The 25,278-nt window shown below is 40.1% G+C and carries 19 protein-coding genes; 7 read left to right on the top strand and 12 right to left on the bottom strand.

Annotated features, from left to right (window positions below):
- The 3 genes from rnpA to BUC17_RS00110 are packed head-to-tail and all read left to right on the top strand — an operon-like array spanning position 1 to position 2,841.
- Complete coding sequence (gene rnpA / locus BUC17_RS00100) at positions 1-405, top strand: ribonuclease P protein component (protein WP_073360191.1); 405 nt, start codon at positions 1-3, stop codon at positions 403-405.
- Complete coding sequence (locus tag BUC17_RS00105) at positions 398-2,026, top strand: S41 family peptidase (RefSeq protein ID WP_073360193.1); 1,629 nt, start codon at positions 398-400, stop codon at positions 2,024-2,026. The genes rnpA and BUC17_RS00105 overlap by 8 nt, the downstream gene beginning before the upstream one ends.
- Positions 2,023-2,841, top strand: coding sequence for an OmpA family protein (locus BUC17_RS00110; RefSeq protein WP_234977664.1), 819 nt, complete (start codon positions 2,023-2,025; stop codon positions 2,839-2,841). Before BUC17_RS00105 ends, BUC17_RS00110 begins: the two co-directional genes overlap by 4 nt.
- Here the strand turns inward: BUC17_RS00110 and BUC17_RS00115 are convergent.
- The 5 genes from BUC17_RS00115 to BUC17_RS00135 form a co-directional block, all read right to left on the bottom strand.
- Complete coding sequence (locus tag BUC17_RS00115) at positions 2,838-3,284, bottom strand: GNAT family N-acetyltransferase (protein WP_073360195.1); 447 nt, start codon at positions 3,282-3,284, stop codon at positions 2,838-2,840. The genes BUC17_RS00110 and BUC17_RS00115 overlap by 4 nt on opposite strands.
- A gap of 1 nt (position 3,285) precedes the next feature.
- A complete protein-coding gene (locus tag BUC17_RS00120; protein ID WP_073360196.1) occupies positions 3,286-4,266 on the bottom strand; it encodes a DUF4837 family protein in 981 nt (326 codons plus the stop codon).
- A 38-nt stretch (positions 4,267-4,304) separates the two neighbouring features.
- Entirely contained in the window at positions 4,305-6,620 is a 2,316-nt protein-coding gene (locus tag BUC17_RS00125; protein ID WP_073360198.1) for a LysM peptidoglycan-binding domain-containing protein, read from the bottom strand.
- Positions 6,621-6,719: 99 nt separating this feature from the next.
- On the bottom strand, positions 6,720-7,907 hold the full coding sequence (locus tag BUC17_RS00130; RefSeq protein WP_073360200.1) for a phosphoglycerate kinase: 1,188 nt from the start codon (positions 7,905-7,907) through the stop codon (positions 6,720-6,722).
- A gap of 220 nt (positions 7,908-8,127) precedes the next feature.
- Positions 8,128-10,098 carry a hypothetical protein gene (locus BUC17_RS00135; RefSeq protein WP_073360202.1) on the bottom strand — a complete coding sequence of 657 codons (1,971 nt, stop codon included), beginning with the start codon at positions 10,096-10,098 and terminating at the stop codon, positions 8,128-8,130.
- A gap of 215 nt (positions 10,099-10,313) precedes the next feature.
- Between BUC17_RS00135 and BUC17_RS00140 the strand changes: the two genes are divergently transcribed.
- Together BUC17_RS00140 and BUC17_RS00145 are read left to right on the top strand one after the other, a co-directional pair.
- Positions 10,314-11,465 carry a DNA polymerase III subunit gene (locus tag BUC17_RS00140; RefSeq protein WP_073360203.1) on the top strand — a complete coding sequence of 384 codons (1,152 nt, stop codon included), beginning with the start codon at positions 10,314-10,316 and terminating at the stop codon, positions 11,463-11,465.
- Positions 11,466-11,467: 2 nt separating this feature from the next.
- Complete coding sequence (locus tag BUC17_RS00145) at positions 11,468-11,851, top strand: DoxX family membrane protein (RefSeq protein ID WP_073360205.1); 384 nt, start codon at positions 11,468-11,470, stop codon at positions 11,849-11,851.
- Here the strand turns inward: BUC17_RS00145 and BUC17_RS00150 are convergent.
- From BUC17_RS00150 to BUC17_RS00175, 6 genes are all read right to left on the bottom strand, one after another.
- Positions 11,844-14,108, bottom strand: a complete 2,265-nt coding sequence (locus BUC17_RS00150) for a helix-turn-helix domain-containing protein (protein ID WP_073360207.1) — start codon at positions 14,106-14,108, stop codon at positions 11,844-11,846. The two genes, BUC17_RS00145 and BUC17_RS00150, sit on opposite strands and share 8 nt — an antisense overlap.
- A 93-nt stretch (positions 14,109-14,201) precedes the next feature.
- Positions 14,202-14,780 carry an OmpH/Skp family outer membrane protein gene (locus BUC17_RS00155; protein WP_073360208.1) on the bottom strand — a complete coding sequence of 193 codons (579 nt, stop codon included), beginning with the start codon at positions 14,778-14,780 and terminating at the stop codon, positions 14,202-14,204.
- Between the two features lie 216 nt (positions 14,781-14,996).
- Positions 14,997-15,854 (bottom strand): class I SAM-dependent methyltransferase, encoded by an 858-nt coding sequence (locus BUC17_RS00160; RefSeq protein WP_073360211.1) that lies wholly within the window; start codon positions 15,852-15,854, stop codon positions 14,997-14,999.
- A gap of 49 nt (positions 15,855-15,903) precedes the next feature.
- Positions 15,904-17,772 (bottom strand): tRNA uridine-5-carboxymethylaminomethyl(34) synthesis enzyme MnmG, encoded by a 1,869-nt coding sequence (mnmG, locus tag BUC17_RS00165; protein ID WP_073360213.1) that lies wholly within the window; start codon positions 17,770-17,772, stop codon positions 15,904-15,906.
- Positions 17,773-17,825: 53 nt separating this feature from the next.
- Positions 17,826-18,245 (bottom strand): rRNA maturation RNase YbeY, encoded by a 420-nt coding sequence (gene ybeY, locus BUC17_RS00170; RefSeq protein ID WP_073360215.1) that lies wholly within the window; start codon positions 18,243-18,245, stop codon positions 17,826-17,828.
- Complete coding sequence (locus BUC17_RS00175) at positions 18,238-21,639, bottom strand: DUF4175 family protein (RefSeq protein ID WP_073360217.1); 3,402 nt, start codon at positions 21,637-21,639, stop codon at positions 18,238-18,240. Before BUC17_RS00175 ends, ybeY begins: the two co-directional genes overlap by 8 nt.
- 115 nt (positions 21,640-21,754) lie before the next feature.
- Here BUC17_RS00175 and gltX point away from each other — a divergent pair, with 115 nt between their 5' ends.
- A complete protein-coding gene (gltX, locus tag BUC17_RS00180; protein ID WP_073360219.1) occupies positions 21,755-23,263 on the top strand; it encodes a glutamate--tRNA ligase in 1,509 nt (502 codons plus the stop codon).
- Positions 23,264-23,295: 32 nt separating this feature from the next.
- Here gltX and BUC17_RS00185 read toward each other — a convergent pair whose 3' ends face one another.
- Positions 23,296-23,961, bottom strand: coding sequence for a hypothetical protein (locus BUC17_RS00185; protein ID WP_073360221.1), 666 nt, complete (start codon positions 23,959-23,961; stop codon positions 23,296-23,298).
- Between the two features lie 70 nt (positions 23,962-24,031).
- On the opposite strand from BUC17_RS00185, the gene BUC17_RS00190 reads away from it, so the two are divergent.
- On the top strand, positions 24,032-25,009 hold the full coding sequence (locus tag BUC17_RS00190; protein ID WP_073360223.1) for an SPFH domain-containing protein: 978 nt from the start codon (positions 24,032-24,034) through the stop codon (positions 25,007-25,009).
- Positions 25,010-25,278: the final 269 nt, after the last annotated feature.

The raw sequence follows: 25,278 nt of genomic DNA on the forward strand, positions 1-25,278 counted from the left end.
TTGGAAACCCCAAAAAAAGCTGGCTATCCCAAAACTGAAAAATTAAAGCGGCAAAAACTCATTGAACGGCTTTTTACAGAGGGACAAAGCGTGGGACAATATCCGTTGCGCTTGGTGTTTCTCTCTGTGCCCGAAAATAAAGTGCCGCTGCAAATAGCTGTTTCGGTTTCCAAAAAATATTTCAAAAAAGCCGTCGATCGCAACTATTTCAAACGGGTATTGCGCGAATGTTATCGTAAACACCAACACCAAATCAAAGAACAGCTCGCGGAACCCCAAGTGATGCTGTTTTTTTACCAAACCCGCGACCGCTTGTCGTTTGCCGAAATTGAAGCTAAAACACAACTTTTATTTGCTAAATGGGCGAAAGTCCAAAGCACCCAAAAAACTGAAGAAGATGTTTAGAAAATATAAAAAACGCTATGTACTACCCGTCCTTGCTGCCGGTATGTTGTTTGTAGGCAGCAGTTTTAAAGACGATTTTTTTGAAATTGCCAAACAGATTGAAATCTTTACCACTTTGTTTAAAACAGTCAACCAAAATTATGTGGATGAAGTCAATCCTGCCGAGTTAATGGACAAAGCGATCAAAAGCATGTTGGCCGATTTGGACCCGTATACCAATTACTTCAACGAACAAGATGTGGTGAAATTCAAAATCAACAATACCGGAGAATATACGGGTATTGGAGCAATGATTTCGCGCAAAGAAGACAAGTTAATCATCAAGGAGCCCTACAAAGGATATCCTGCCGATAAAGCGGGACTCAAAGCAGGGGATGCTATTATACAAATTGGCGATGTGCTTTTGGCCGACTTTAAAGACGATGCTTCCCAGTTGTTGAAAGGCGCCAAAAACACCAAAGTAGCTGTCAAATATTTGCGCCAGGGAAAAACCATGGAAACCACGATTGTGTTGGATGAAGTCGAAATCAACGCCGTGCCCTACTTTGGGATGGTCGATGCCAAAACGGGCTACATTGTGTTGTCGGCTTTTAACCGCAAAACCACAACAGAAACCAAAGAGGCCCTAGAGAAATTGAAATCCCAAGGCGCCGAGCGTATCATTCTAGACTTGCGTGGCAACCCTGGGGGCTTGTTAAATGAAGCGGTCAATATTTGCAGTTTGTTTGTCCCCAAAGGCGAAACCATTGTGACCACCAAATCGAAAAACGAGAAATACAACGCGACTTACAAAACCACGCGAGAACCCGTTGATCTCAACATTCCGTTGGCCATTATTGTCGATGGAAAAAGTGCCTCGGCTTCTGAAATTGTTTCGGGTGCGCTACAAGATTTAGACCGAGCAGTGGTTATTGGCAGTCGTAGTTTTGGAAAAGGATTGGTGCAACGTCCGTTGGATATGACCTATGGAACCCAAGTGAAAGTAACCATTTCGCGCTATTACACGCCTTCTGGACGCTGTATTCAAGCGTTGGATTACGGTCGTAAAGACAAAGACGGAAAAGCGCAAAAAGCGGAGAAATTCAATGCGTTTAAAACCAAAAAGGGACGCACCGTATATGATGGCGGGGGAATTCAACCCGATATTGAAATGGAGGAAACCAAAATGAGCACCATTGCCGAAGTTTTGCAAAAAAATGATGCTATTTTCAACTATGCCACGGCCTATTATTATCGTAATCCCAATGTGGGGAATGCGATTCCTACCCTCACAGATGCCGATTATGCCGACTTTAAAGCGTTTTTGAAAAAAGAGAAAATTAGCTTTGACACCGAAACCGAGTTGGCTTTAAAAGCTACTTTGGAGAAAGCTAAAAAAGAAAAAATCGACGAATCCATCAAAACACAATACGATGCCTTATTTGCTGCTTTGCAAAAAAGTGAAGAAGCCTTGCTTGATAAACACCAAAAAGAAATCAAACGGTTGATTTTAGACGAATTGATTCGCCGTTACCAATACAAAGAAGGGTTGTACCAATACTATGTGAAAAACAACAGTGAAATTGCACGCGCGACCCAATTGCTCGCAAACCCTTCGGAATACCAAAAAATTCTACAATGATGAATCGTTTTTTAGTCTTATTTCTCTTGTTTTCTTGGGGAAAAGGAATGGCTCAAGAAGAAATTGTGCATTCGGTTTATTTTGATTTTGACAAAGCCGACGTCAATGAAAAACAAGTAAAAGATATGGTCGCTTTTGTTAAAGGAACCGATTCGACACGCATTGAATCTATTCAAATCTTTGGATATACGGACGATGTGGGAAAAGAAGATTACAATTTTAAACTCTCCACCAAACGCGCGGGAACGATTCAAACCAAATTGATTGAAAACGGAATCACCAACAAGATCATTGTAACCATTGAAGGAAAAGGAAAAGTTTTAATCGATGATGATATTGTCGATAATTTACCCGAAAAACGTTCCAAAAACCGACGGGTCGACATCGTCATCAACCTGCGAGAGTTGCCCAAACTCGTATTGCCCGGATATTACAATATGTTGCAAAAAAACCATGTGGTAGGTGATCACATCATTTTGGATAATATTTTGTTTGAAAAGGGAAGCAGCCGATTGACTTCGAAAGCCAAACAAGAATTGGATAAAGTGGCTTTGTTGACGTTACGGTATAGCAATTTACAGTTTGAAATTCAAGGCCACGTATGCTGTACACCGCCCAATCAAAAAGAAGCTATTGACAAAGATACCCGCAAACGAAAACTCTCGGAAAATCGGGCCATGGCAGTATACAAATACTTGGTTTTTCGGCGCGTGCCCAAAAATCGAATGACCTTCAAAGGCTATGGAAATACCAAACCGTTGGGGAAAGACCCGCAGTATGATCGTCGGGTGGAACTCGTGATTACCAAAATTTAGTTTTTGCGCATACGCACATGGGGAATATCATCTTCGAGGTACGGCTCGCTGATGCTTTCAAATCCGTGTGATTCATAAAATTTTTCGAGATAACACTGGGCCGAAATCGTAATGGGTTGTGGCCCCATCAAATCGTATAGCCCCGCCATAGCTGCTTTCATCAAAGCATGTCCGGCTTGAATACCCCGAAAATCAGGATGCACTACAACACGACCAATTGAGATTTCGGTAAAATAGTCGCCTGCTGCAAACAACCGTGCATAAGCGACCAACGTGTCTCCTTCGTAGCCTAAAACGTGCCAAGCCTTTTGATCTTTGCTGTCAATGTCCAAATAGACGCAATTTTGCTCGACGACAAAGACAATGGAGCGGAGTTTTAGGGATTCATATAGTTCGTCTAAAGAAAGTTCGTTAAATCGCTTTATTTTAAATACTAATGCCATACTACTTTTTTACAAAACGGGTGGAACGAATGATGGCTTCGAGTTCAAACATTAAGTCGCGTTTTTTCTTGGAGGGTGCATAACAAAACCCTTCGATAAACACCACACGGTTGTTGGCTGTATCGATAAGCGCATAATTCAAAAACGGACCGCCCATAAATTCACGTGATAATTCCCAACTTCCTCGGGTTTCAATCGCTTTTACCCCAGCTACTTCGGTTTCAAATTGATAGGGGGTAAACGCTTTTTCAGTCATCATATACGTTCGCGGCACGGCACCGTGGATATAGATTCGCCCGATAGAATCGCGAATTTTAATGATACGACGGGTACTGATTTTGGACGATTTGAATTTGGATAAAGGCAATTGGTAAACAATCAAACTTAAATTGCCGCTAGTAATTTCTTTTTTTAACCAAAAAAAACGTTTGCCACTCATCACCATTTTGTAGCGCGCGGGCACATCCATGGTAAGCCCAAAGCGTTCTTGCAACGGCGTTAAATTTTGAAGTGTATCGTTTTTTAAGGCTTGTTGGTAGACGCGAACTTCGGAGGCTTTAATGCGTTGAATGATTAAGGAATCATTTTTTTGAATGGAATCCAGGAGCTCTTGCACCGTTCGGCCAGAAATATGGACCACCATTTGCGGGTTGACGTATTCATTTTCTTCAATTCGAAACTGACTTTTTGGCTCGCGTTTGATAATGATGATATTGCGGCTGTTGGAGGTAAATCCTTCCAATAGTTTGACAGGATACTGGTTCAAGGTGAGTACCGGCTCCTCTTGGGGCAATCCCAAAAATGGGGTCGCGAGTTTGTTGCGCAAGGTATCGCCCACTTCGCCATTCCAAAGTTGGTCGTCAATTAACACCGAAACTTGATTGGGCTTGGTGACCGTTGCAGCGACATTTTTGGATTGTTTTCCAGTACAGGACACGCCAAATAAGGAAATCAAAAAACCAAAAAAAAGGGCTTTATTCATAGTGTGAAATAAAGCCCCAAAGGTAGTAAGTTTTTAAATTATCCGTTGATTTTTAACTTCATTCCGGGACGTAAATTTTCGCCTTTGATGTTATTCCAACGTTTGATATCGGCAATCGTTACACCGGGGAATTTTTGAGAAATACTGAATAGTGAATCCCCTTTGCGAACGTGGTACAATTTCTCTTTTGATTTTGATTTTGAAGTCGCCACACGTGTTGAGGTTTCTTCGCCATTGATTTCTGTTTTCTGCACCACCAATTTCATTCCCGCTTGAATTCCGTTATCGGTAATTCCGTTCCAAGCTTTCAGTTGATCCACGGTCGTATGGTATTTTTTGGCGATAGCGCCCAAATTATCACCACGTGCAACAACGTATTCTTCTGTACGGTATTCTTTTTTGGGTGATTCTTCTGCAGGCACTTCGGCTACTTCTCCTGAAACAATCAATTGACTTCCCACTTTTACCGCGTTGTCTTTCAAATTATTCCAAGCCTTTAAGTTGTCGATAGAGACATTATTTTTCTTGGCAATGCTAAAAAGATTATCTCCTTTTGCTACTACATAATAGTTCACCAATTGGGTAGAATCCTTGATTCCTGTAGTGCGCATTTTCTCGATTTTGGCCGCTTTTTCTTGTGCTGCAATATCTTCTGTACGCTCTGTTACAGGCACTTTGACTTCTTTACGAACGGTAGTCACAACACGCTCGTTTTTAACAATTTTCAACTGATCGCCAATGCCAATGTTGGTCCCGCGTAGTTTATTCCACTTTTTAAGTTCGGCAACTGAAACATCGTATTTGGAAGCAATTTCTCCCAAAACATCACCACTTTTCACTTTGTGATACTTGACAACGTCTTTGTTGACGACCACTTTTTCGGTTTTGTAGGTCAGAGTGTACTTAGGCTCAGCGGTATTATTTTGAACGGCAACGGCTTTTTGGGTTGAATCTTTCACCGCCTCGTTTTTCACATTCTTCACGATAATTTCCTCTGGCATTTTGATTTTCAATCGACGTCCCAAAGGTGCACGATCACTTTTTAAATGGTTCCATCGTTTGATGTCGGTGACAGTCACGTCGTACTTGGCTGCAATTTCGGTAAGATTGTCCCCACGACGTACTTTATGGTAGCGTGTTCGGGCAATAAATTCGCGGTTCAAAGCGGCAATAGCACTGGTGTCTTTGGCACGCTGGGGTTGTACACGATCAAACGGTTTCTCGCGTCTGCTCTCTTCATATTTTACATAGGCATACACTTTTTCTTCATTGGAAGTAAAAAGCGCAATTTTATCTTTTGGCAAACGTAAGTAATGCGTTTCTCCCGTAATTGCGGGTACTTCTTTGCGTTTGTAAGAAGGATTGTAAAACGAAATTTCATTAACAGGAATATCCAACAAATCGGAGATTTGCTTAAACGTCATGTGGCGCTTAATCTGGATAGTGTCGGTAGCAAAGTGATTGGCAATGGCTTTATTGGGTGTGATGCCATGTTCTTTGTGGTATTCAAAAATATACATGGTCGCCAAAAATGCCGGAACATAGCCTTGCGTTTCTTTGGGTAAATGTTTGCGAATGTTCCAATAATTTTGCTGTCCTCCCGAGCGGCGGATGGCTTTGGCAACATTTCCAGGGCCCGAATTGTAGGACGCCAATACCAAATCCCAATCGCCAAAAATTTGATACATGTTTTTCATGTATTGCGAGGCGGCTTTACTGGCCTTCATTGAATCGCTACGTTCGTCTACATACGAGGTAATTGACAAACCGTATTGTTTTCCCGTTTGGTACATAAACTGCCACAATCCTGTAGCCCCAACACGAGAGACGGCCAAAGGATTTAACGCAGACTCAACAATGGCTAAGTACTTAATTTCAAGTGGAATATTGTTTTTGGCCAATTCTTCTTCAAAAATGGGGAAGTAAAATTGGGAAACGCCCATCAACCGTTCGAAGTGCTTTTTTCTATTTTTCAAAAAAGACTTGATGATGTTTTCAAGACCAGGATTATACTCAATGTTAAAGGGTGATTTTTCATCCAAAAGACGCAGACGCTCTTTGAGCAACTCCGTGGGCAATTCATAGTCCACCGGCTGGTCAATATCAACGTTTTTGATGTCTTCCAACATAGTGTTGTATAAATCCAATGACGTTAATTCTTTCATCCACATGCTATCGATGCAGGAAGCCATTTCGTCATGAACAAAGGTTGCTTTGATCGAATCGAGAAAGGAAACTTTAATTTCTTGTTTGACAACGCTATCTTGTTTGGCTTGAGGCGCCTGTGTTTCTTGCGCAAAAATGCTGGCAGAAGCACAAAAGAAAAGCGTTGCTATTCGGTTTTTTAAAGTCATGAAATCAATTTTAATAGTGTATTTATCAACCTCTTAAGGTTTTGCAAAACTAAACCCTATAACGTTAAAATTTACTTATTTATTGTTAAAATCAGGGAATTAGTCCAAAATCGCTTGAATTCCAGGAAGGGTTCTTCCCTCCAACATTTCCAACATAGCCCCGCCGCCAGTAGATACGTAACTCATTTTGGGCTCCAATCCAAACTGCTTCACAGCCGCTACTGAATCACCGCCTCCCACGAGTGAGAATGCGCCTTGAGCAGTCGATTCGGCAATAAATTCACCCAAAGTAATCGTTCCTTTGGCAAAACGTTCCATTTCAAAAACGCCCAAAGGTCCATTCCATAAAATCGTTTTGGATTGCATGATAATGGATTTAAAATTCTCCAACGATTGGGGTCCGGCGTCCAACCCTTGCCAGCCATCAGGAATGTGACGAACATCGACAATTTGAGTGGCCGCATCATTGGCAAAAGCATTGGCTGCTACCACATCTACAGGAAGGTGAATGTGTACATTTTTGAGTTTCGCTTGATGTAAAATTTCGAGCGCTAAATCGAGTTTATCCATTTCACAAATAGAATCCCCAACATTTCCACCAAGTGCTTTGATGAAGGTAAAGGTCATCCCGCCGCCAATGATCATGTGGTCGACTTTGTCTAAAATATTTTCAATAACGGTAATTTTTGAGGAAACTTTGGAACCTCCTAAAACAGCCGTTACGGGTTTGACCGATTGTTTTAACACGCGGTTTAAACTGTCAATTTCTTTAGCGAGCAAACTTCCGAAACATTTGGCTTCAGGAAAAAACTGTGCGATAAGGGTTGTAGACGCGTGGGCACGGTGAGCCGTTCCGAAGGCATCATTGACATAGATGTCGCCAAGGGAAGCCAATTCTTGTGCAAAAGCCACATCGCCTGCTTCTTCTTCAGGGTAAAAACGTAAATTTTCTAGGAGTAAAACTTGACCCGGTTGAAGTTGAGCGGCCGCCTCTTGTGCAACAGGTCCACGACAATCGGAAGCAAATTGAACAGGCACACCTAATACGTTTGCCGTTGTGGCTACAATGTGTTCGAGAGAATATTTTGCTTCTTTCCCTTTGGGTCGTCCCAAATGCGACATTAAAATTACACTGCCGCCATCGGCTAAAATTTTGGCAATGGTGGGCTGTGCCGCCTCGATACGATTGGTGTCGGTAACGTTGAATTGTTCGTCTAGAGGAACGTTAAAATCTACCCGAATTAAGGCTTTTTTTCCCTGAAAATTGAAGTCGTTAATTGTTTTCATTCGCTTATGCTACACTTAGAAATTTTGTGGCAAATATAACGAAATAAACGCGTTGGGGAAAGGACAAAAAGCATTGGTCGGTTTTTTAACGCTTTTCATCGGACAAAAAGAGTGGATAGGATGTACTTAAAATCGGACTTTTTCCCGCACTTTTTTGAACATTTCGGGAAACATATTGCGGCGATTTTTAATCGAAAGTACGGTGCCGAAAAGAATGAAGTTAATGATCATTGTCGGTAATGGTTTCGTTACTATTATTGACAGAAAGCACCCAGAGCTTGTCGTGGTATTGGCCATTCATTTGCGATTGTACCCAAACTTGAGCTTCTTCTTGGGTAGCTACTTTTTTGAGGTAAACGTATTGAAACTTGTTTTGAGCGTTGACCATTTTTTGCGGTTTAAATCCTTTCTTCTTCAGGACGTTCATGAAATTGTCGGTGTTCTCTGAAAGGGCAAATACATTGGCGATAATATAATAGCCTTGGTCTTCATTGGGAATCGTAGCCCACTGAATCTTTACCTTATCTTCTTCTTGCTGTGTTACTCTTGAGGTTTCCAAGCGTTTGATGTTCCAAGCGGCATCGGCATAAAGTTGGGTAATATTTTTATTCACTGCCACAATTTGGATACACTCTTTAAACGTTCCATCCATTTTGTTGAGCAACTTAATCACGGCTTGTTCTTGACTTGAGGTTTTTAAAATAGCGATATACCGGTATTGGTTGAGCGGATTAGTAAACTCGACCGGTTCAAATCCTTTGGATTTTAAAAAACGATAGTACTCGTTGGCAGCGCCTTCCGTTTTGAAAATTCCTGTAACCAAATAGTACGCAGCTTCGGCTCCCGTGATTTTCAGCATTTGAATATCCGTTGACTTCTGATTTTCTACCGCTTGATCACGGCAAAAACGATTGAACGAAGAGGTAGTTTTGGCGTTGTTTTCGGACAGCAAATCAATATTGGCGGGGATAAATTTTAAGGTTCTTTGGGTTCCCGTAAGTTTGTATTCGTTTTTATTTGGAATTTGGGTAAGTCCCTTTTTCTCCAGTACTTTGGGTTGATTGTCTGAATCGACGACCATGCCGGTGACATAGACAAAGCTTTGATCGCCCGTCGACATTAATCGCAGGGTGGCCTCACGCGCATCGTTGGACACCAATTGATTGTTGGAATTAAAAATTGAAAACAAGCACGTGTCGTATCCCAATGTATTTTTACTATCAGGAAATCGGTTCATCATGTATTGCCCGTCTTGAGTGATACTACTGTTGAAAAAATTGTTGGGTTTCCGACGGGAATCGGTAATTGGGAAAAAACTTCCTGTTTTGGCATTACCGAGCAGCACTTGGTCGCCAATTAAATTGTTATCACCTTCCAAATTGGCAAAAGCTAATTTCACCCGAACCTCCCCAGAAGTCGGGGTATGAAATCCCATGTAGGTAAAATCAACCGGTTGTTGACTCAACGAAAGAAATCCATCATTGAGAGAAATGAATTTTTCAGACATGGAAGCATCTTCATAGACGACAAACAGTGACCATCCAGCCGCTGAACCTCCCGAAAGTGTACCTAAAGTAGCCCTCACATTGGCTACGGTATACACCCCAAACGGATTGGCTAGCGATTGAACCAAACTTGTAACATCAGCAAAAACGGCATAGGGCGCCATGTCTTGGGTTGCTTTGGCGTTGATGCCGTCAAACAACAATTGCCCTTGAATGGAAGTATATTGCGATGATCCCGGAAGTTTCAACAACACAGCGGTAAAAGCCTTGCGCTGCGGATTCAAAGGGATATACTTTTCGGATCCTTTTTGCGCCCCTTCTTCATATTTGTAGGTAGCGGCCCAATACAAGCCTGCAAAAACAATTTTCTTCCCTGACGGATTTTCTACATACAATTCGGCACTACTGGACGAAAACGTTGCTTCGTCTTTGTCGATGTCAATGTAATCCATGTAAAACTCATCGTTCAACAACGCTTGATTGGTGTGGTTGTAGTACGCATCGTTGGCATGGTTATTAAAATCACTGCGGTTTACAGAGTTATTGGCAATGACTACCAAATCACCTTTCAAATGTTTTTCAAAGCGCGATTTAAACGGCACCATCAATTGTGCAAAGCCTATACTCCCGGAGCTCAAAATGCCCAGTAGGAATATTTTTTTTAAGGATGTTGACAATTGATTCATGACTACTTACTTTTGCATTGCTTTTTAAAACGTGAAAAACAACAAGACAAAATTATATACAAAAATCGATAAAGTGTACTTTTTTATCGTTAAAATTAACTTTTTGTTTTGTTTTTTAAGTTATTTCTTACGTTTTTAATGATTGTTTCTTACCATTTTCCGTATTTTTTAGACAACAAAAGGAGTAGAAAACGAGATTTGAGTTATATTTGCTTATGTTGTTTTCAGAAATTTTAGGGCACGAACACCTTAAAAATCATTTACTTAAAAGTGCCGACTCGGGTCGTATTCCCCATGCGCAACTTTTCATTGGACCCGAAGGTTGTGGCATATTACCTATGGCGATTGCGTATGCACGACACCTTATTTGTCATCCACAATCCACTTCGAATGAAACCAATCGCGCGGCTTGTCAACTAAAATTTGATCAATTAGGGCATCCTGATTTGCATTTTATCTATCCCACTGTAACCACCGATGATGTTAAATCAAAACCCAAAAGTTTAGATTTTTTACGTGAATGGCGGCAGTTTCTCACAGAAAACCCTTACGGAACTTTATTTGATTGGTATGCGGTTTTGGATGTAAAAAACAAGCAAGGAGTTATTCGTGTGGAAGACGCGCATGAAATTGTGCGTTTGTTGTCGTTAAAATCACATGAAGGAGGATACAAAGTAATGCTGATATGGTGTGCCGATAAAATGAATATTGAAGCGTCCAACAAGCTTTTAAAATTATTAGAAGAACCTACCGATAAAACCGTGTTTCTTTTGATTGCCGAACATGAAGAAGATGTATTACAAACCATTCGTTCGCGCTGTCAAGTTTTACATTTTAATGCCCTTCCCGATGCTGTGATCCAAGAAGCATTGATTTCTAAAGAATCCTGCGACGAATCAACCGCCAAAAAAATTGCCCATCAATCACAGGGAAACTATGCAAAGGCATTGAAATTAATGCGAAAAGAAGACGAAGAGCTGCCTTTTGAACAATGGTTTGTACAATGGGTTAGAGCTGCTTTTCGAGCCAAAGGAAATGCTACGGCCATACATGATTTGATTGCTTGGAGTGAGGAAATTGCAGGTTTAGGACGCGAAACCCAAAAACGGTTTTTACTGTTTTGCCTGGAAATGTTTCGTCAAGCCTTGGTACTCAATTACCAAGCCAAGGAGTTAGTATATATGGAACCCGACGTTCAAGGATTTGCTTTAGAAAAATTTGCACCCTTTGTTACGGGCAATAATATTGTTGAAATAGCACAAGAACTCGAACAAGCGACGTATTTGATCGAACGGAATGGAAATGCCAAAATCGTGCTTACCGATTTGTCGATAAAACTAACGCGTCTTATTCACAAACATTCGTAACTATGACCAATACTGCTTCATTTTTTGTTTTGTTGTTTTTGGCGATTACCTTTTTAATGTCGTCTCATGAAAAAGTTTTTCATTGGAAAACCACCCTTCAAGGGATGCAAAGTTACTTTGCCAACAGTCCTGTAAAAAATCAAGTCGCCTTGTTAACGGGGATTTTACTTCTTACAGAATTAATTGCGGGCATACTCGCTGCAATTGGTTGTTTGCAATTGTATATTAATGGCGAACGCACTTTTGGTTTTTGGGGCGCTGTATTTAGTTGCATTGCCTTATTAGAAATGCTTGTCGGACAGCGTTTGGCGAAAGATTATGACGGAGCCAGAAACATTACGCTGTATTTTATTCCCGCGGTTATAGGCGTGTACTGGCTTAGCTAATCCAAGCCGCTTTGGCCCACTTCAATTCTTCCCAGCCGATTGTTTCGCCCGCTATTTCTTTTAATTCAGATAACGTGCTATTGGGGTGTTGTCGAAATAAATCAATAATTCCTAGATAACGCTCTTTGGGTAAAACGTCCTCCACTTGAATTTCATTTTGCTCAATCAACTTCGCGATATGGCCTTGAATGGTATTGAGGGTAAGTTTTCGTTCGGCCGCTATTTGTTCCAATGACAGCGATTGTTTCCAAAGCTCAAAAGTGATCAGATAGGTTGATTTTTTTGCAACTTTAGATGATTTTTTTCGGGTGTAAATCGGTTCATCCTCTTCGAATTCGGCCGGTTGAATACCTATCGATTTGATATCCTCCAAGACACGTTTGCGCAAGGTACTTTTAAATTCTTTTTGCCGTTCGGTCACCAAGTTTTCCTTAGTTATGGGTTGGTTTTGAAGGGTTAAAGTAACGAACTGTTGCACTTTGAATGCTTTTAGTATGGTTTGAAGGGTAATCGTTTCTAAATGGAGTAATTCTTCGTAAAATTCTTTTACTTTTTTGAGGGTTTTAACTTCTTCTATTTTCATAAGAAGTCCATAAACCATGGATTCCCAGGTAGGATAAAAATAGTCAACCGCAGCATCGAGGCGCTCTTTGAGAAACGGATAATCTAATTGGCCATCGAAAATTCGCTGTAATTGGAGCTGAAACTTTTGAGCTTGCACGCTTATAGCCGACAAGGAACTTTCAAATTCGTGAGCCCACGATTTAAAAGCCGCCTTTGGGGATTTATCGGTCAACTCCAAATACGACAATTGGTGGGCTTTCACGGTACGGTGCCATTCGTCCCAATCAAAAGCGTGCAGCACATAATTTTTGAGATAGGTTTGCTTTTCTTGAGTAAATACCAATTGAAGTTGATCGGGCTCCGACTTTTGACTGGCGTAATCAATAACGTCGGGGTCATTTTGAATGCCTTGCAACTGGATGGGTGCTTTTAAAACCAAACCTTTTAAACTGCGTAATCGCGAAAAGGCTACGTAAGCTTGCCCGGGTAAAAATACATCGGAAACATCCAATACCGCTTTGTCAAAAGTTAATCCTTGGCTTTTGTGTACGGTTATGGCCCAAGCTAATTTTAGGGGATAATGGGTAAATGTTCCCAGTACTTCTTCTTCAATATCTTTGGTGCTTTCATTGAGCGTATAACGGATGTTTTGCCATTCGTATTTTTCAACTTCAATGGTTCTTTTTTCCTCAGGAAATTCAACGATAATTTCGTGCGTAGACAGGGCCTTAACCACACCCATTTTACCATTGAAAAACCGCTTTTCGAGCGACAAATCATTTTTTACAAACATCACTTGTGCGCCAACTTTTAGCGTCAAATTGGGGTCTAAAGGATAGGCTTTTTCAGGAAAATCTCCAATGATTTCAGCGGGATATACCTGCGGTTCGGTGGTTATTTTTGCCAAGGCTTGCGCATTCATACGATCAGCTTTGGCATTGTGTGTGGTTAAGGTAATGTAGCCTAAGTGGTTTTCAGGTTCAAAATTAGGTTGAATGTATGGGGCCAAAACCGAGAGATCGTTTTGGGTTATTGTGTTGTTCCTCAGTTGGTTAAGCAGGTTGATAAAAGTTGTATCCGATTGTCTGAAAATTTTAGGCAACTCTATATACAGGGGTGGAAAATGCTTTAAAACTTGGGCATGAAAAAAGTATTTTCCATTATAATACTTTTTCAAATACGTCCATTCTTCTTCTTTTACGATGGGGGGCAGCTGCATTAAATCGCCAATAAAGAGTACTTGTACACCTCCAAATGGGTTTTTATTTCGCCGAACCGATTGCAATACAAAATCAATAGCGTCTAAAATATCAGGGCGAAGCATACTAACTTCATCGATAATCAACAATTCGAGATTACGAAGGAGTGCTAATCGTGTGCCATTCCATTTAAAATGACGTTTTAAGCTTGATCGGGATTCTAATTTTAAAAAGGGCTGGGTTGATGGGGTGGAAAAGTCGGGAATAAAAGCCGAGAAAGGCAATTGAAAAAATGAATGAATAGTAACGCCTCCAGCGTTTAGCGCAGCAATTCCAGTTGGGGCAACAACGACAGTGTTTTTATAGGTTTTGGAAATGATTTCACGCAATAAAGTGGTCTTTCCGGTCCCTGCTTTGCCCGTTAAAAATACAGATCGATTGGTTTGGTTGATGAATTGGAGCACGTAGTGTGCTTCGGTAGATAATGATTCCATGGCTTATAAACTAAAAGACAAAGATAGAAATCTTCTGAGTACAAACAAAAAAAGCCCTGAAAAATAGGGCTTTATCTTTAAAGTATGCGTGCATTACTTTTTATCTGTTTTTTCGGTCGTCGTAGCTTTTTTATCTGTTTTCGCTCCCGACTTGTATTTATCATTAACAAGTTTTACGACTTCTTTGGTTATGTCATAGGCGTCTTTAGCGTATAGTACAGTAGCCGACTCGCCCGTTCCATAAATATAATCGTATCCTTTTTCTTTTCCGTAGTCTTTGATGGTTTTACGATAGTTATTGACCAAAGAATCCATTTCAATTCCCATTTCCCCTTGCAATTGACGCGTCAACATTTGCTCGGCATATTGGATTTCTTGCCCGCGTTGTTGAAGTTCGCCATATTTCTGTTGGGCCCAAGCTTGACCATTTTTTTGAGCATTCATAGAAAAGCTTTTTTGTTCGGCTTCAAGACGATCAACTTCGACTTTAATACGCGAACCTTTTTCTTTTGCTATTCCTTCATATTTAGCTTTGATATCATTGGCTTCTGTTGATTCGTCTAATAATTTACTGGTATCAATGTACGCCGTTTTAAATTCTTTCGCTTCGGTTGCTTTTTCACAAGAAATCATGGCTAACACCAAAACAACTCCTACTAACAATTTTTTCATAATCTTGGTTTTTTTATTTGGCCTCAAAAGTAAATATTTCGTTCGATATATTGTACATTATTGCCTTGAGATTAAAATATAAGTAAAACTTATAGCTAATAGCGCGCTTATAAAGTTATTTGATAAAAAACGGCTTTGTTTTAGCCGATTTAAGCGTGTTTTACAAACCACCCACCTTCTGCTATGACAACAATAATAATAGCCAAAGAGACGCTTTTATTTGGCGTTTTTACTGTTTTTAAGGACATAAATGTGCGAAGAATATTGTTTAGAACCTTTCGCTTTCCAATTTGAAAGCCAACCGACCCATAAAGCCTTCACATAATTCATTTTTCCGGTTTTGTACTTTTCAGAAAGTAAACTCACATAATAGGAATCAAATTTCATAGGAAGCACCTTCACAAGTTCCATGGCTTGCTTTGCAAATAACTTTTCGATAGCCGTTTTTGAAAAATGCCATAAATGGATCGGCACATCGAAGGCGGCCCAAAACGATTGGTAATGTTGGGCGTCATAGGATTTAAAATTAGGCACTGCAACAATCACCGTACCTTCGGGTTTGAGCAAACGCTTTAACGATTGGAGTTGTGTTTCCAAATCAGGAACGTGTTCCAACACATGCCACATTGTAATCACATCAAAGGAATGATCGGGCAAATCGTTTTGTGATGCCGACATGGTGATTCCTTTTGCTTTAGCAATCGATTGTGCTTTTGCACTGGGTTCGATTCCGGTGACCTGCCAACCGTCATTTTTACATGTCAATAAAAAATCTCCTGTGCCCGCACCAATATCCAAAATAGCTCCCTTTGAATGCAACGAATTAATCAATTGCAACTTATTCGCCAAAGCAATGCCCTTGACAAATTGATAGGCTTTTTCAAAAAGCGTTCGTTTTCCGTCGGTGTGAGAAATATAATCAGCACTTTCATAATAAGCAGGCAATTGTTCTGGTGTGGGTTGGGGATAGGTTACTAAGAGCTCCCATTGATTATCCATCCATAATTCAAATTCCTCTCCAGAAACAGAATGATCTTTAACTTTAAATATAAATTTATCTTTTGAAAAATTCATGTAAAACGAGTATTGATAGGGGTTGAGGACTTTTGTTTCACGTGAAACATTAGCGCCCCATATAAATTAATAAGATTGAAATATCGGCGGGTGATACCCCACTAATTCGCGAAGCTTGAGAAATTGTCACGGGACGAATGGCCGTTAATTTCTGTTTGGCTTCTATGGACAAGGAATGAACCTTATAAAAATCAAAATCGTCTGGGATTTTCATTTCTTCCAAACGGGTAAGTTTTTCGGCATTGTTTCGTTCTTTTTCAATATAGCCCGAATATTTCAATTGAATTTCGGCTTGTTCTACAATTTCAGGGTCCAACTGGTGGGTTTCAATATAGGTTTTCACTTTCTCAAAACGCACAATATCACTCAAATCGATTTGTGGTCGTGAGAAAACTTTAAACATTCGATCGGTTTGGGTCATCGGCGAGCTTCCTTTTTCAATCAAAATCGGATTGGCTTCCTCGGGGGTCACACTCGTTTCTTTGAAGTAATCTAACAACGCGTCGCTTTTCGAATACTTTTCTTGCATTCGCACATAACGGCTTTCATCTGCCAAACCGATGGCGTAGGCTTTGGGTGTTAGACGAAAATCGGCATTGTCTTGACGCAGCAATGTACGATACTCCGCTCTGGAGGTAAACATACGATAAGGCTCTTCCGTACCTTTGGTAATTAAATCATCAATTAGCACACCAATATACGCTTCATCGCGTTTCAAAATCATGGGGTCTTGATCATGAATTTTCAAATGCGCATTTATTCCCGCCATAATACCTTGGGAAGCCGCTTCTTCATACCCAGTTGTACCGTTGATTTGACCGGCAAAATATAAATTCTCAACCAACTTCGTTTCAAGGGTGTGTTTTAATTGAGTGGGGGGGAAATAATCGTATTCGATTGCATACCCCGGACGGAAGAATTTTACGTTTTCAAATCCCTCGACGGTTCGCAAGGCTTTAAATTGAACATCTTCGGGCAGCGATGTAGAGAAACCATTTACATACACTTCAACAGTATTCCATCCCTCGGGTTCCACAAACAATTGGTGCCGATCCTTATCGGCAAAACGGTTAATTTTATCTTCAATAGAGGGACAATAACGGGGTCCTATACTTTGAATACGCCCGTTGAACATGGGAGAACGATCAAATCCTTCACGCAAAATATTATGTACTTCAGGTGACGTGTAGGTTACATGACAGAGTTTTTGATGTGTTAAAGGACGCGTTACGGCAGCATACGAAAATTTGTCAGGATGATCGTCGCCGGGTTCTTCACGCATTTTAGAATAATCCAACGAACGGCCGTCAACTCGTGGAGGTGTTCCAGTTTTCATACGACCCGCTTCAAATCCTAGCTGAACTAACTCTTCTGTAATACCTGTAGCGGCACTCTCCCCTGCTCTGCCTCCACCGTATTGTTTTTCTCCAATATGAATTAATCCATTCAAAAAAGTTCCGTTGGTTAACACAACTGCTTTTGCATGGATTTCAATACCCAAAGCGGTTCGTACCCCTACAACTTTCCCATTCTTTACGATAAGTCCGCGAATCATTTCTTGGTAAAAGTCCAAATTGGGAGTGTTCTCCAACATTAAGCGCCACTCTTCCGAGAAACGCATTCGATCGGATTGCACACGGGGCGACCACATCGCTGGACCTTTTGACTTATTCAACATTTTGAATTGAATAGCTGTTTTATCAGAAACTATTCCTGAATACCCGCCTAGCGCGTCAATCTCACGCACAATCTGTCCTTTGGCAATACCTCCCATTGCGGGATTACAAGACATTTGTGCAATGTTTTGAAGGCTCATGGTCACAAGCAGTGTTTTTGACCCTAAGTTGGCGGCGGCAGCGGCGGCTTCACAACCGGCATGCCCTGCACCCACCACGATTACATCATACGTTGAAAACATAAGTCACAATGTTCCACGTGGAACGTTAATTGTTGTTTTATTATTTATGTGTTTCAATGTTCCACGTGGAACATTGAAATTTTTTCATCCTCTTTCTGTCGCATTAACTGCGTATCTGTATCGGATTTATCTTTATATCCGCAATAATGAAGAATGCCATGCGCCATAACACGAAGCAATTCATGCTGAAAAGAGACCTCGAAGGTTTGTGCATTTTCAGTCACTCGTTCTATAGAAATGAATATATCTCCATGTAGTTCGTTTGCTACAGAATAATCAAAGCTAATGATGTCCGTATAATAATCGTGATCAAGGTATTTTTGGTTGATCTCCAATAAATACGCGTCATCACAAAATATATAATTTATTTCCCCTTCTGATTTGTGTTCAGAACGAATAATTTGTTGAATCCAAGCCTCAAATTGTGACTCGTTCTCGAGGGTAAAGTCGGATTCATAATTAAAACTAATCATTGCTCTTTAAATATTCTTGCACCTTACGGTTATAATTAGCGCGCAAAGGTAAGGTTTGGCGATTTAAAATTTCAATACTATTCAAATATTCTTGTAAGCGCTTGGGTAGCGGCGTTGAAGGATTAGTATACTCTTTAGTATTGGTTTCAGATTGCCGTTTCTTTTCTTCGCCTTGTTGTTGAATAGCTTTTTGTAATTTAAGCATCTCGTACTTGACATTCAAAATGCGTTGCAACACCTCGTTATCAAAGCCTTTATTGAGCAACTGTTTTTCTATTGCTTTCATTTGGTTGAGGGTGTTTTGACCTTGTGAGCCGAACCCTTGTTTATTTAATTCTTTTTCTAAAGCATCTCGTAATTGCTGTTGCTCTTTGTATATTTCCATAATGGCACGCGCATTTCCTTCGCCATCTTCACCTTCCTCTCCTTCCCCTTGACCGTTCTGACCCGACCCATTTGGTTTGCCAGAAGAACCTTGTTTGCCTTGTCCCGGTTTATTGCCTTGTTGACCCGACTTGGGCTGTCCGTCTTTACCCCCTTCTTTCTCGCCTTGACCGCCTTCTTTTCCTTCGCCTGGTTTTTGCCCTTTCTTCATGCCCTGCTTCATTTTTTCACCTAAACCTTCTTGCTTTTGAATAATATCGGGCAGTTGCATTCCAGAGCCTTGCCCGGGTTTAGGTTTTCCTTTCCCAGCACCCGACATTGACATTGACATTTGCATACCGTTGAGTATACTGGCCAACATATCGGCTAATTTGTTGGAGGAAGAAACAGCAAATTGTTGGTGCGATGCCCCTTTCATCACATTGGCATCGGCGAGTGTTGCCAGTGCTTTTTCAATGTTGTATTGAACATTACCTACCTCTTTGGTGATGTCTTCTGCGATTTTCGGATTGCGCAAAGACAAGGCAAATAAACTATCATCCACGTGCTTGAATTGAAGTTTCAAATCTTGTTGCTGTTTGAGGTATTTATTATACGATGGAGAGCCACGTTTCATTCCTTTGAATTGTTTCATTACATCTTCTTGCGAAAAAGAATAGGCTACCAGATTGTCGATGATTTGACGAAGCATCGCAACATCCTCATCCATTTGCTCCATTTCACCCGATTCCATAGAAGCCCCCATATCCATGCTCATTTGCTTCATTTTTTGGGCCGCACTTTTTTGTTTGGGTTTAGCGCCCGCTTTGGAATTTTTTTCTAATTGTTCTTTGGCCTGTTGCAAATCTTTTTCAATATTTTTCTCACTGGCATCGGTATTGGGTAATTCTAAAGGAGATTTGAGCTCTTTGTTATCTTTTTGTAATTCATCTAATTCTTTTTGAAGTTCGTCAAATTCTTTGTTAATCTCCTCTTGTTTATCTGTAGTGTTTTCCTTCTCGTTTTCGGCTAACTTTTCTTGTTTTTCACTCAATTTGTCGAGTTTATCAGCAATCTGTTCCGCCTTTTTTTCCACATAATACTTCTTGGTTAATTCAACCAATTGTTGCAAATTTTTGGATTGGTTTTTGGACTGTTGTTTTAATTGGTCCATCTTTTCAAACAACTCCTCTTTTTGAATTTTTTCATTCAGGCGTTCCAATTCTTCCAATAATTTTTTATTCTTATCAAATTCCTTGTCGGCCTTTTCCAAGCGGTCTTTCAAGAGTTCTTTGGTTTCGTCTTTCTTATCGGTTTTGACTTTTTCCAAATTCTCTTTCATTTTTTCTGCAAAGGACTTCATCAACTCATCTTGCTTCTTCTGACGTTGAAGAAAATCATTTACTTTTTGCTGTTCTTTAAATTCTAGGCTTTCTTTTTCTTTACCCAGTTTTTGCAGCTTATCCATTTCGTTAAATTGCTTTTCTTGAGTTTTCAAAGACTTTTCTAACGAGTTGATGGTACTATTTTGTTCTTGCAACAACTGATCCACCTTCTCTGTTTCAGTGCTTTCACGATGACTGAAAACAGAAGATTTGGCCGATTTAAAATTATGTAACGCGTCGTTATCAAATACTTCAAAATAATACTCGTAGGGTACTCCTGCTTCAATATTTAAATTGCCGGGAAACGCGAAAATGAAACGGTCGTAAACATCCTTTTTCACAGGAAGAATTGCCTTTTTGGCCGCTTCAGGTTTGTTTTTGGGATAATACACCACCTGCAACTTAGTAAGTCCGTAATCATCACTAACTTGACCCAACAAGAAATTTTTTTCAACTTTTAAACTATCAGGAGCGTTACCTACTGAAATCGTAGGATATTGATCAGATACCACTGCAATACGATACGTTAGCTTTTCGTAATTGGGAATTTTTTCATTTGAAGTAAGTATCTGATAATCGGTATTTTGTGTTATTGATTTGGCCCAACTAAAGGAATTATTGTCCCGGGCAAAATTGGATTTTTGAGACCCATTGGTCCAAACCACTTGTTGCGTAGCCACGGTTTGCATTTGCCAAACGACAGTGGTTCCTTCGGGAACGATGGCGTTTCCTGTGCCTTTTATTATCGTTGATGGTTTTTTCAAATACGAAGGAAACTTCAAGACCATTTGGAAATTGGCAATCGTCGGAACGGTGACAACATCGAGGGTATACGTTTTAGAACGCACCGCATTGGCTTCTAGGTGAAATTCGATATTTTCTTTGGGTTTCGGAATAACAAATTGGAATTTCCCTGGAGCTGTGGCTTCCATGAAATAACTTTCATCGTCCCAAAAAATCATGACATTTTCAGGAACAACCTTTCCTTTGGTTTCAACCTGAAGGATAAAATCTTTGTTTTGTTCCGTTTGCAAGGAATTGTTGGTCACAAAAAAAGCAAAAGGAGCTGGTGGTGCGAATTGTTCTTGATAATGCACGACTCGGTTTAGGCTCTGTGTCAAAACCTCGCTTCTACCGCTTACCATGAAGAACAATACCAATAAAACAGGAATAAGCGCCAACGGAATGTACTTTTTATTGGCCGAAAAATCAATGGCTTTGGAAAAAGGAATCGGCTGAAGATTGGCTGCTTTTTGTTCGATAGAAGCCAATAGTAACTCAGAGGTTTTAGAATCGTTGGCCAATTGTAAAAAATTAGTCAACTTATCGCCTACTTCGTGAAAATGGTTTCCGATAATTTGGGAGGCTTGCGCATAATCAATTCCTTTCTGTAGTTTAAACAATTTAAACAACGGAAAAAGAATGTAGCGCGAAAGAAGAAAAATTTCAACCCCAACAAACACCCAAAATAAAACAGTTCGAGCACCGGGTTGCAACCATAAAAAGTACTCCACAAAAAGCGTGAATAAAAAATAAAGCAATCCAAGACCCGTAAATAGTAACATACCACGTACTAAAGCATTGGTGTAATACTTGCGAATAAAATCTTCCAGCTTCTGATAAATGAGTGCCGATGCGTCGGTCATAGTGAATCTAAGGTTAATAACCGCTAAAAATACAAAAAATGGGCTACATCAAAAGTTAAATAATTGCCAAGTCAAGAATTGAAAAACTGCGTTATCTTTGCCAAAAATTTTAACCATGGCTCGACCAGTACGTGTGCGCTTTGCCCCTAGTCCCACCGGACCGCTTCATATTGGCGGTGTTCGAACGGCTTTATTCAACTATTTATTTGCCAAAAAATACCAAGGTACATTCTACCTTCGTATTGAAGATACCGACCAAAATCGTTTTGTGCCTGGTGCGGAAGCCTATATTTTTGAGGCGTTGGAATGGTTGGGGATTGCCCCTGACGAAACCGTAGGAAAAAATGAAAAATTTGGACCCTACCGCCAAAGTGAGCGCAAAGCATTGTACAAACAATATGCCGACCAATTGATTCAATCGGGATGGGCTTACTATGCCTTTGACACTGCCGAATCCTTGGACCAACATCGTAAAAACCACGAAGCACAAGGGAAAACATTTATCTACAATTGGCATAATCGCGAAAAATTAGATACCTCCCTTGTCCTAACTCCAGAGGCTACTGAAAAACGGATTGCCGCGGGAGAAGCCTATGTGATTCGTTTTAAAACGCCTGTGGATCAAATTTTGGAATTGCATGACATTATTCGTGGGGATTTAAAGTTTGATACCAACCTCCTTGATGATAAAGTATTGTTTAAAAGTGATGGGATGCCTACCTATCATTTGGCCAATATTGTGGATGACCATTTGATGGAAACGTCGCATGTCATTCGCGGAGAGGAATGGCTGCCATCGCTTCCATTACATCATTTATTGTACAAAGCTTTTGGCTGGGAAGCGCCAGAATTTGCCCATTTGCCCTTGATTTTAAAACCTATTGGAAATGGTAAGTTATCAAAACGCGATGGGGATAAAATGGGCTTTCCTGTTTTTCCATTGGATTGGACTGATCCGTCAACAGGGGAAGTTTCTTCTGGCTACCGTGAAAAAGGCTTCTTTCCTGAAGCGGTTGTTAACTTTTTAGCTTTATTGGGTTGGAATGACGGCACAGAACAAGAATTGTTTTCTTTGGACGAATTATGCCAAAAATTTGATTTAAACCGCGTACATAAATCGGGAGCTAAATTTGATCCTGAAAAAAATAAATGGTTTAACCATCAGTATTTGCAGCACCAATCCAATTCGGATTTAGCAGATTTATTTGCTAAAGAGTTGGCCCACAGAAATGTTTCGTATACATTCGATTTAGAACGAATCGTCGCGCTAATCAAAGAACGCGCTCACTTTGTGTCGGAGTTTTGGGAATTGGCTGATTATTTCTTTGAAGCCCCCAAGACGTATGATGAAAAAGCATCCAAAAATTGGAAAGAAGATACACCTTCACTTTTAACTCAAGCGTTTGAAGTGATGTCACAAGTACAACCTTTTGAATCGGTTGCCATTGAAAACGAATTAAAAGCATGGATGACCGCCAATGAAATAGGTATGGGTAAAATTATGCAACCCTTGCGGTTATCTCTGGTGGGCGCCTTGAAAGGTCCTCATTTGTTTGATATTATCGAACTTTTGGGCAAAGAAGAAGTTGAAAAACGAATCCAAAAAGCGATAGCAAGTTTATAAAAAAAGCCCCGACATTTTATCGGGGCTTTCTTTTATAAATTAAATACAATTTGACCGTTGAGGGTGCCTAAATTTCCTTTGAAATTTTCATTGGAATTTAAAGCGGTTAGATCGGTATTTTTGTTGAGTTTGTTGAAAAGATTGGTAAATCCATACTGGTAAAATACTTGAGCACGCACCGTTTTACTCCCCGCCGAAAAACCCAAATAAAAAGCGCCACCTATATTGGATACATCCAGAATATCTTCGGCACGAATCGCTTGTTTGGAGGCTTCGTCGTATTTGATCACATTTGTTTTGGAGGAAGCGTTCACTGCCAATTTTCCATTGACTTGAAGAACGGGACCAAAATCGAGCGAAACATGATCTTGGACAATATTATAACTAAACAACAATCGAATTTGCACACCTTGCAAACTAAATTCGGTTTCACGTGTAGTGAGACTACTTTTCCCTAATGAAAATTGGCTGTTAAAAAACTGCATGCCATAAATCATACTCCAATCGTTGTAATAATTACCACGAACAGATAGTCCACCGGCAAAACCTATGCCTGGTTTGGCATCAAAACTTGAGGTAAAAAGCGAACAATGGGAAACACCTGCAGCAATACCAATGCGATTTCCATCGCGATACCCATACTGAGCAAAAGTGAAACAACTAAACAAAACGGCGCCTAACACTACTAATTTTTTCATGAAAAAGGGAATTATGTAACAAACATACACTATTCCCGTATAACAACTGTCTAATCCAAAAAATTTATTCATGGACCCTATTTTAATTATTGTCTTGGTCTTCGGACTATTTTTATTCTTGGCTTGTTTTTTTACGGTAAAACAACAAACCTCTGTCGTAATCGAACGTTTTGGAAAATTCCAAAGTATTCGTAATTCAGGACTTCAATTGAAGATTCCGGTGATTGATCGTATTGCAGGTCGAGTAAATCTGCGTATTCAACAATTGGATGTTATTATTGAAACACAAACCAAAGACAATGTGTTTGTGAAAATGAAAGTTTCTGTTCAATTTAAAGTGATTCAGGAAAATGTGTACGAAGCTTTTTACAAACTCGAATATCCGCACGACCAAATTACGGCCTATGTTTTTGACGTGGTTCGTGCCGAAGTACCGAAGCTTATTTTGGACGATGTATTTGTGCGAAAAGACGATATTGCCATTGCGGTAAAACGCGAATTAAACGAAGCGATGATGGCCTACGGATACGACATTATCAATACGTTGGTTACCGATATCGATCCTGATATCCAAGTGAAAAATGCGATGAACCGAATCAATGCCGCTGAACGCGAAAAAGTAGCTGCCGAATTTGAAAGTGAAGCACAACGTATTCGCATTGTTGCCAAAGCCAAAGCCGAAGCCGAAAGTAAGCGTTTACAAGGACAAGGTATTGCCGACCAACGACGTGAAATTGCCAAAGGTTTGGTAGAAAGTGTAGAAGTGTTGAACAGCGTGGGTATTAATTCGCAAGAAGCATCTTCTTTGATTGTGGTGACACAACATTACGATACTTTGCAAGCTATAGGGGCCGATTCAAATTCTAATTTAATTCTTTTACCCAATTCTCCACAAGCAGCAACCGATATGTTGAATAACATGGTAGCGAGTTTTGCTGCCAGCAACCAAATTGGAGAGCAAATGAAAAGACAAAACAAACGGTTGAAAAATAGTGATGATAAAACATCCTTGGATTACAATCCGAACGATACATCGCAACCGGAATAAAATTTTAAATGAAAAGAGGCTTTTACAGGCCTCTTTTTTTTTGACAGGGTTAATCGTAGTAAAAAAAGGGGTTTTTTGAGTGAAAACTTTAATTTAAACGTTTTACAAGACTTTCTCTTCTATCGTTAATCTATGTCATTCCCTTTTTAAAAAACAAGCGGAAATCAAATGTATTGCGCTGGTTTTTAATAACTATATTTGATTTGATTTTAAAAAAGAATAAGAATTACCAATAATAAGAAAACCCGATGTTATATCGGGTTTTGTAT

Source organism: Flavobacterium fontis, from assembly GCF_900129405.1.
GTDB classification, from domain to species: Bacteria; Bacteroidota; Bacteroidia; order Flavobacteriales; family Flavobacteriaceae; genus Flavobacterium; species Flavobacterium fontis.

What these genes read in the sequence shown, in the direction of transcription:
- BUC17_RS00105 (WP_073360193.1), top strand. Translation starts at nt 398, where the DNA reads ATGTTTAGAAAATATAAAAAACGCTATGTACTACCCGTCCTTGCTGCC.
- BUC17_RS00110 (WP_234977664.1), top strand. Translation starts at nt 2,023, where the DNA reads ATGATGAATCGTTTTTTAGTCTTATTTCTCTTGTTTTCTTGGGGAAAA.
- BUC17_RS00115 (WP_073360195.1), bottom strand. Translation starts at nt 3,284, where the DNA reads ATGGCATTAGTATTTAAAATAAAGCGATTTAACGAACTTTCTTTAGAC.
- BUC17_RS00120 (WP_073360196.1), bottom strand. Translation starts at nt 4,266, where the DNA reads ATGAATAAAGCCCTTTTTTTTGGTTTTTTGATTTCCTTATTTGGCGTG.
- BUC17_RS00125 (WP_073360198.1), bottom strand. Translation starts at nt 6,620, where the DNA reads ATGACTTTAAAAAACCGAATAGCAACGCTTTTCTTTTGTGCTTCTGCC.
- BUC17_RS00130 (WP_073360200.1), bottom strand. Translation starts at nt 7,907, where the DNA reads ATGAAAACAATTAACGACTTCAATTTTCAGGGAAAAAAAGCCTTAATT.
- BUC17_RS00135 (WP_073360202.1), bottom strand. Translation starts at nt 10,098, where the DNA reads ATGAATCAATTGTCAACATCCTTAAAAAAAATATTCCTACTGGGCATT.
- BUC17_RS00140 (WP_073360203.1), top strand. Translation starts at nt 10,314, where the DNA reads ATGTTGTTTTCAGAAATTTTAGGGCACGAACACCTTAAAAATCATTTA.
- BUC17_RS00145 (WP_073360205.1), top strand. Translation starts at nt 11,468, where the DNA reads ATGACCAATACTGCTTCATTTTTTGTTTTGTTGTTTTTGGCGATTACC.
- BUC17_RS00150 (WP_073360207.1), bottom strand. Translation starts at nt 14,108, where the DNA reads ATGGAATCATTATCTACCGAAGCACACTACGTGCTCCAATTCATCAAC.
- BUC17_RS00155 (WP_073360208.1), bottom strand. Translation starts at nt 14,780, where the DNA reads ATGAAAAAATTGTTAGTAGGAGTTGTTTTGGTGTTAGCCATGATTTCT.
- BUC17_RS00160 (WP_073360211.1), bottom strand. Translation starts at nt 15,854, where the DNA reads ATGAATTTTTCAAAAGATAAATTTATATTTAAAGTTAAAGATCATTCT.
- mnmG (WP_073360213.1), bottom strand. Translation starts at nt 17,772, where the DNA reads ATGTTTTCAACGTATGATGTAATCGTGGTGGGTGCAGGGCATGCCGGT.
- ybeY (WP_073360215.1), bottom strand. Translation starts at nt 18,245, where the DNA reads ATGATTAGTTTTAATTATGAATCCGACTTTACCCTCGAGAACGAGTCA.
- BUC17_RS00175 (WP_073360217.1), bottom strand. Translation starts at nt 21,639, where the DNA reads ATGACCGACGCATCGGCACTCATTTATCAGAAGCTGGAAGATTTTATT.
- gltX (WP_073360219.1), top strand. Translation starts at nt 21,755, where the DNA reads ATGGCTCGACCAGTACGTGTGCGCTTTGCCCCTAGTCCCACCGGACCG.
- BUC17_RS00185 (WP_073360221.1), bottom strand. Translation starts at nt 23,961, where the DNA reads ATGAAAAAATTAGTAGTGTTAGGCGCCGTTTTGTTTAGTTGTTTCACT.
- BUC17_RS00190 (WP_073360223.1), top strand. Translation starts at nt 24,032, where the DNA reads ATGGACCCTATTTTAATTATTGTCTTGGTCTTCGGACTATTTTTATTC.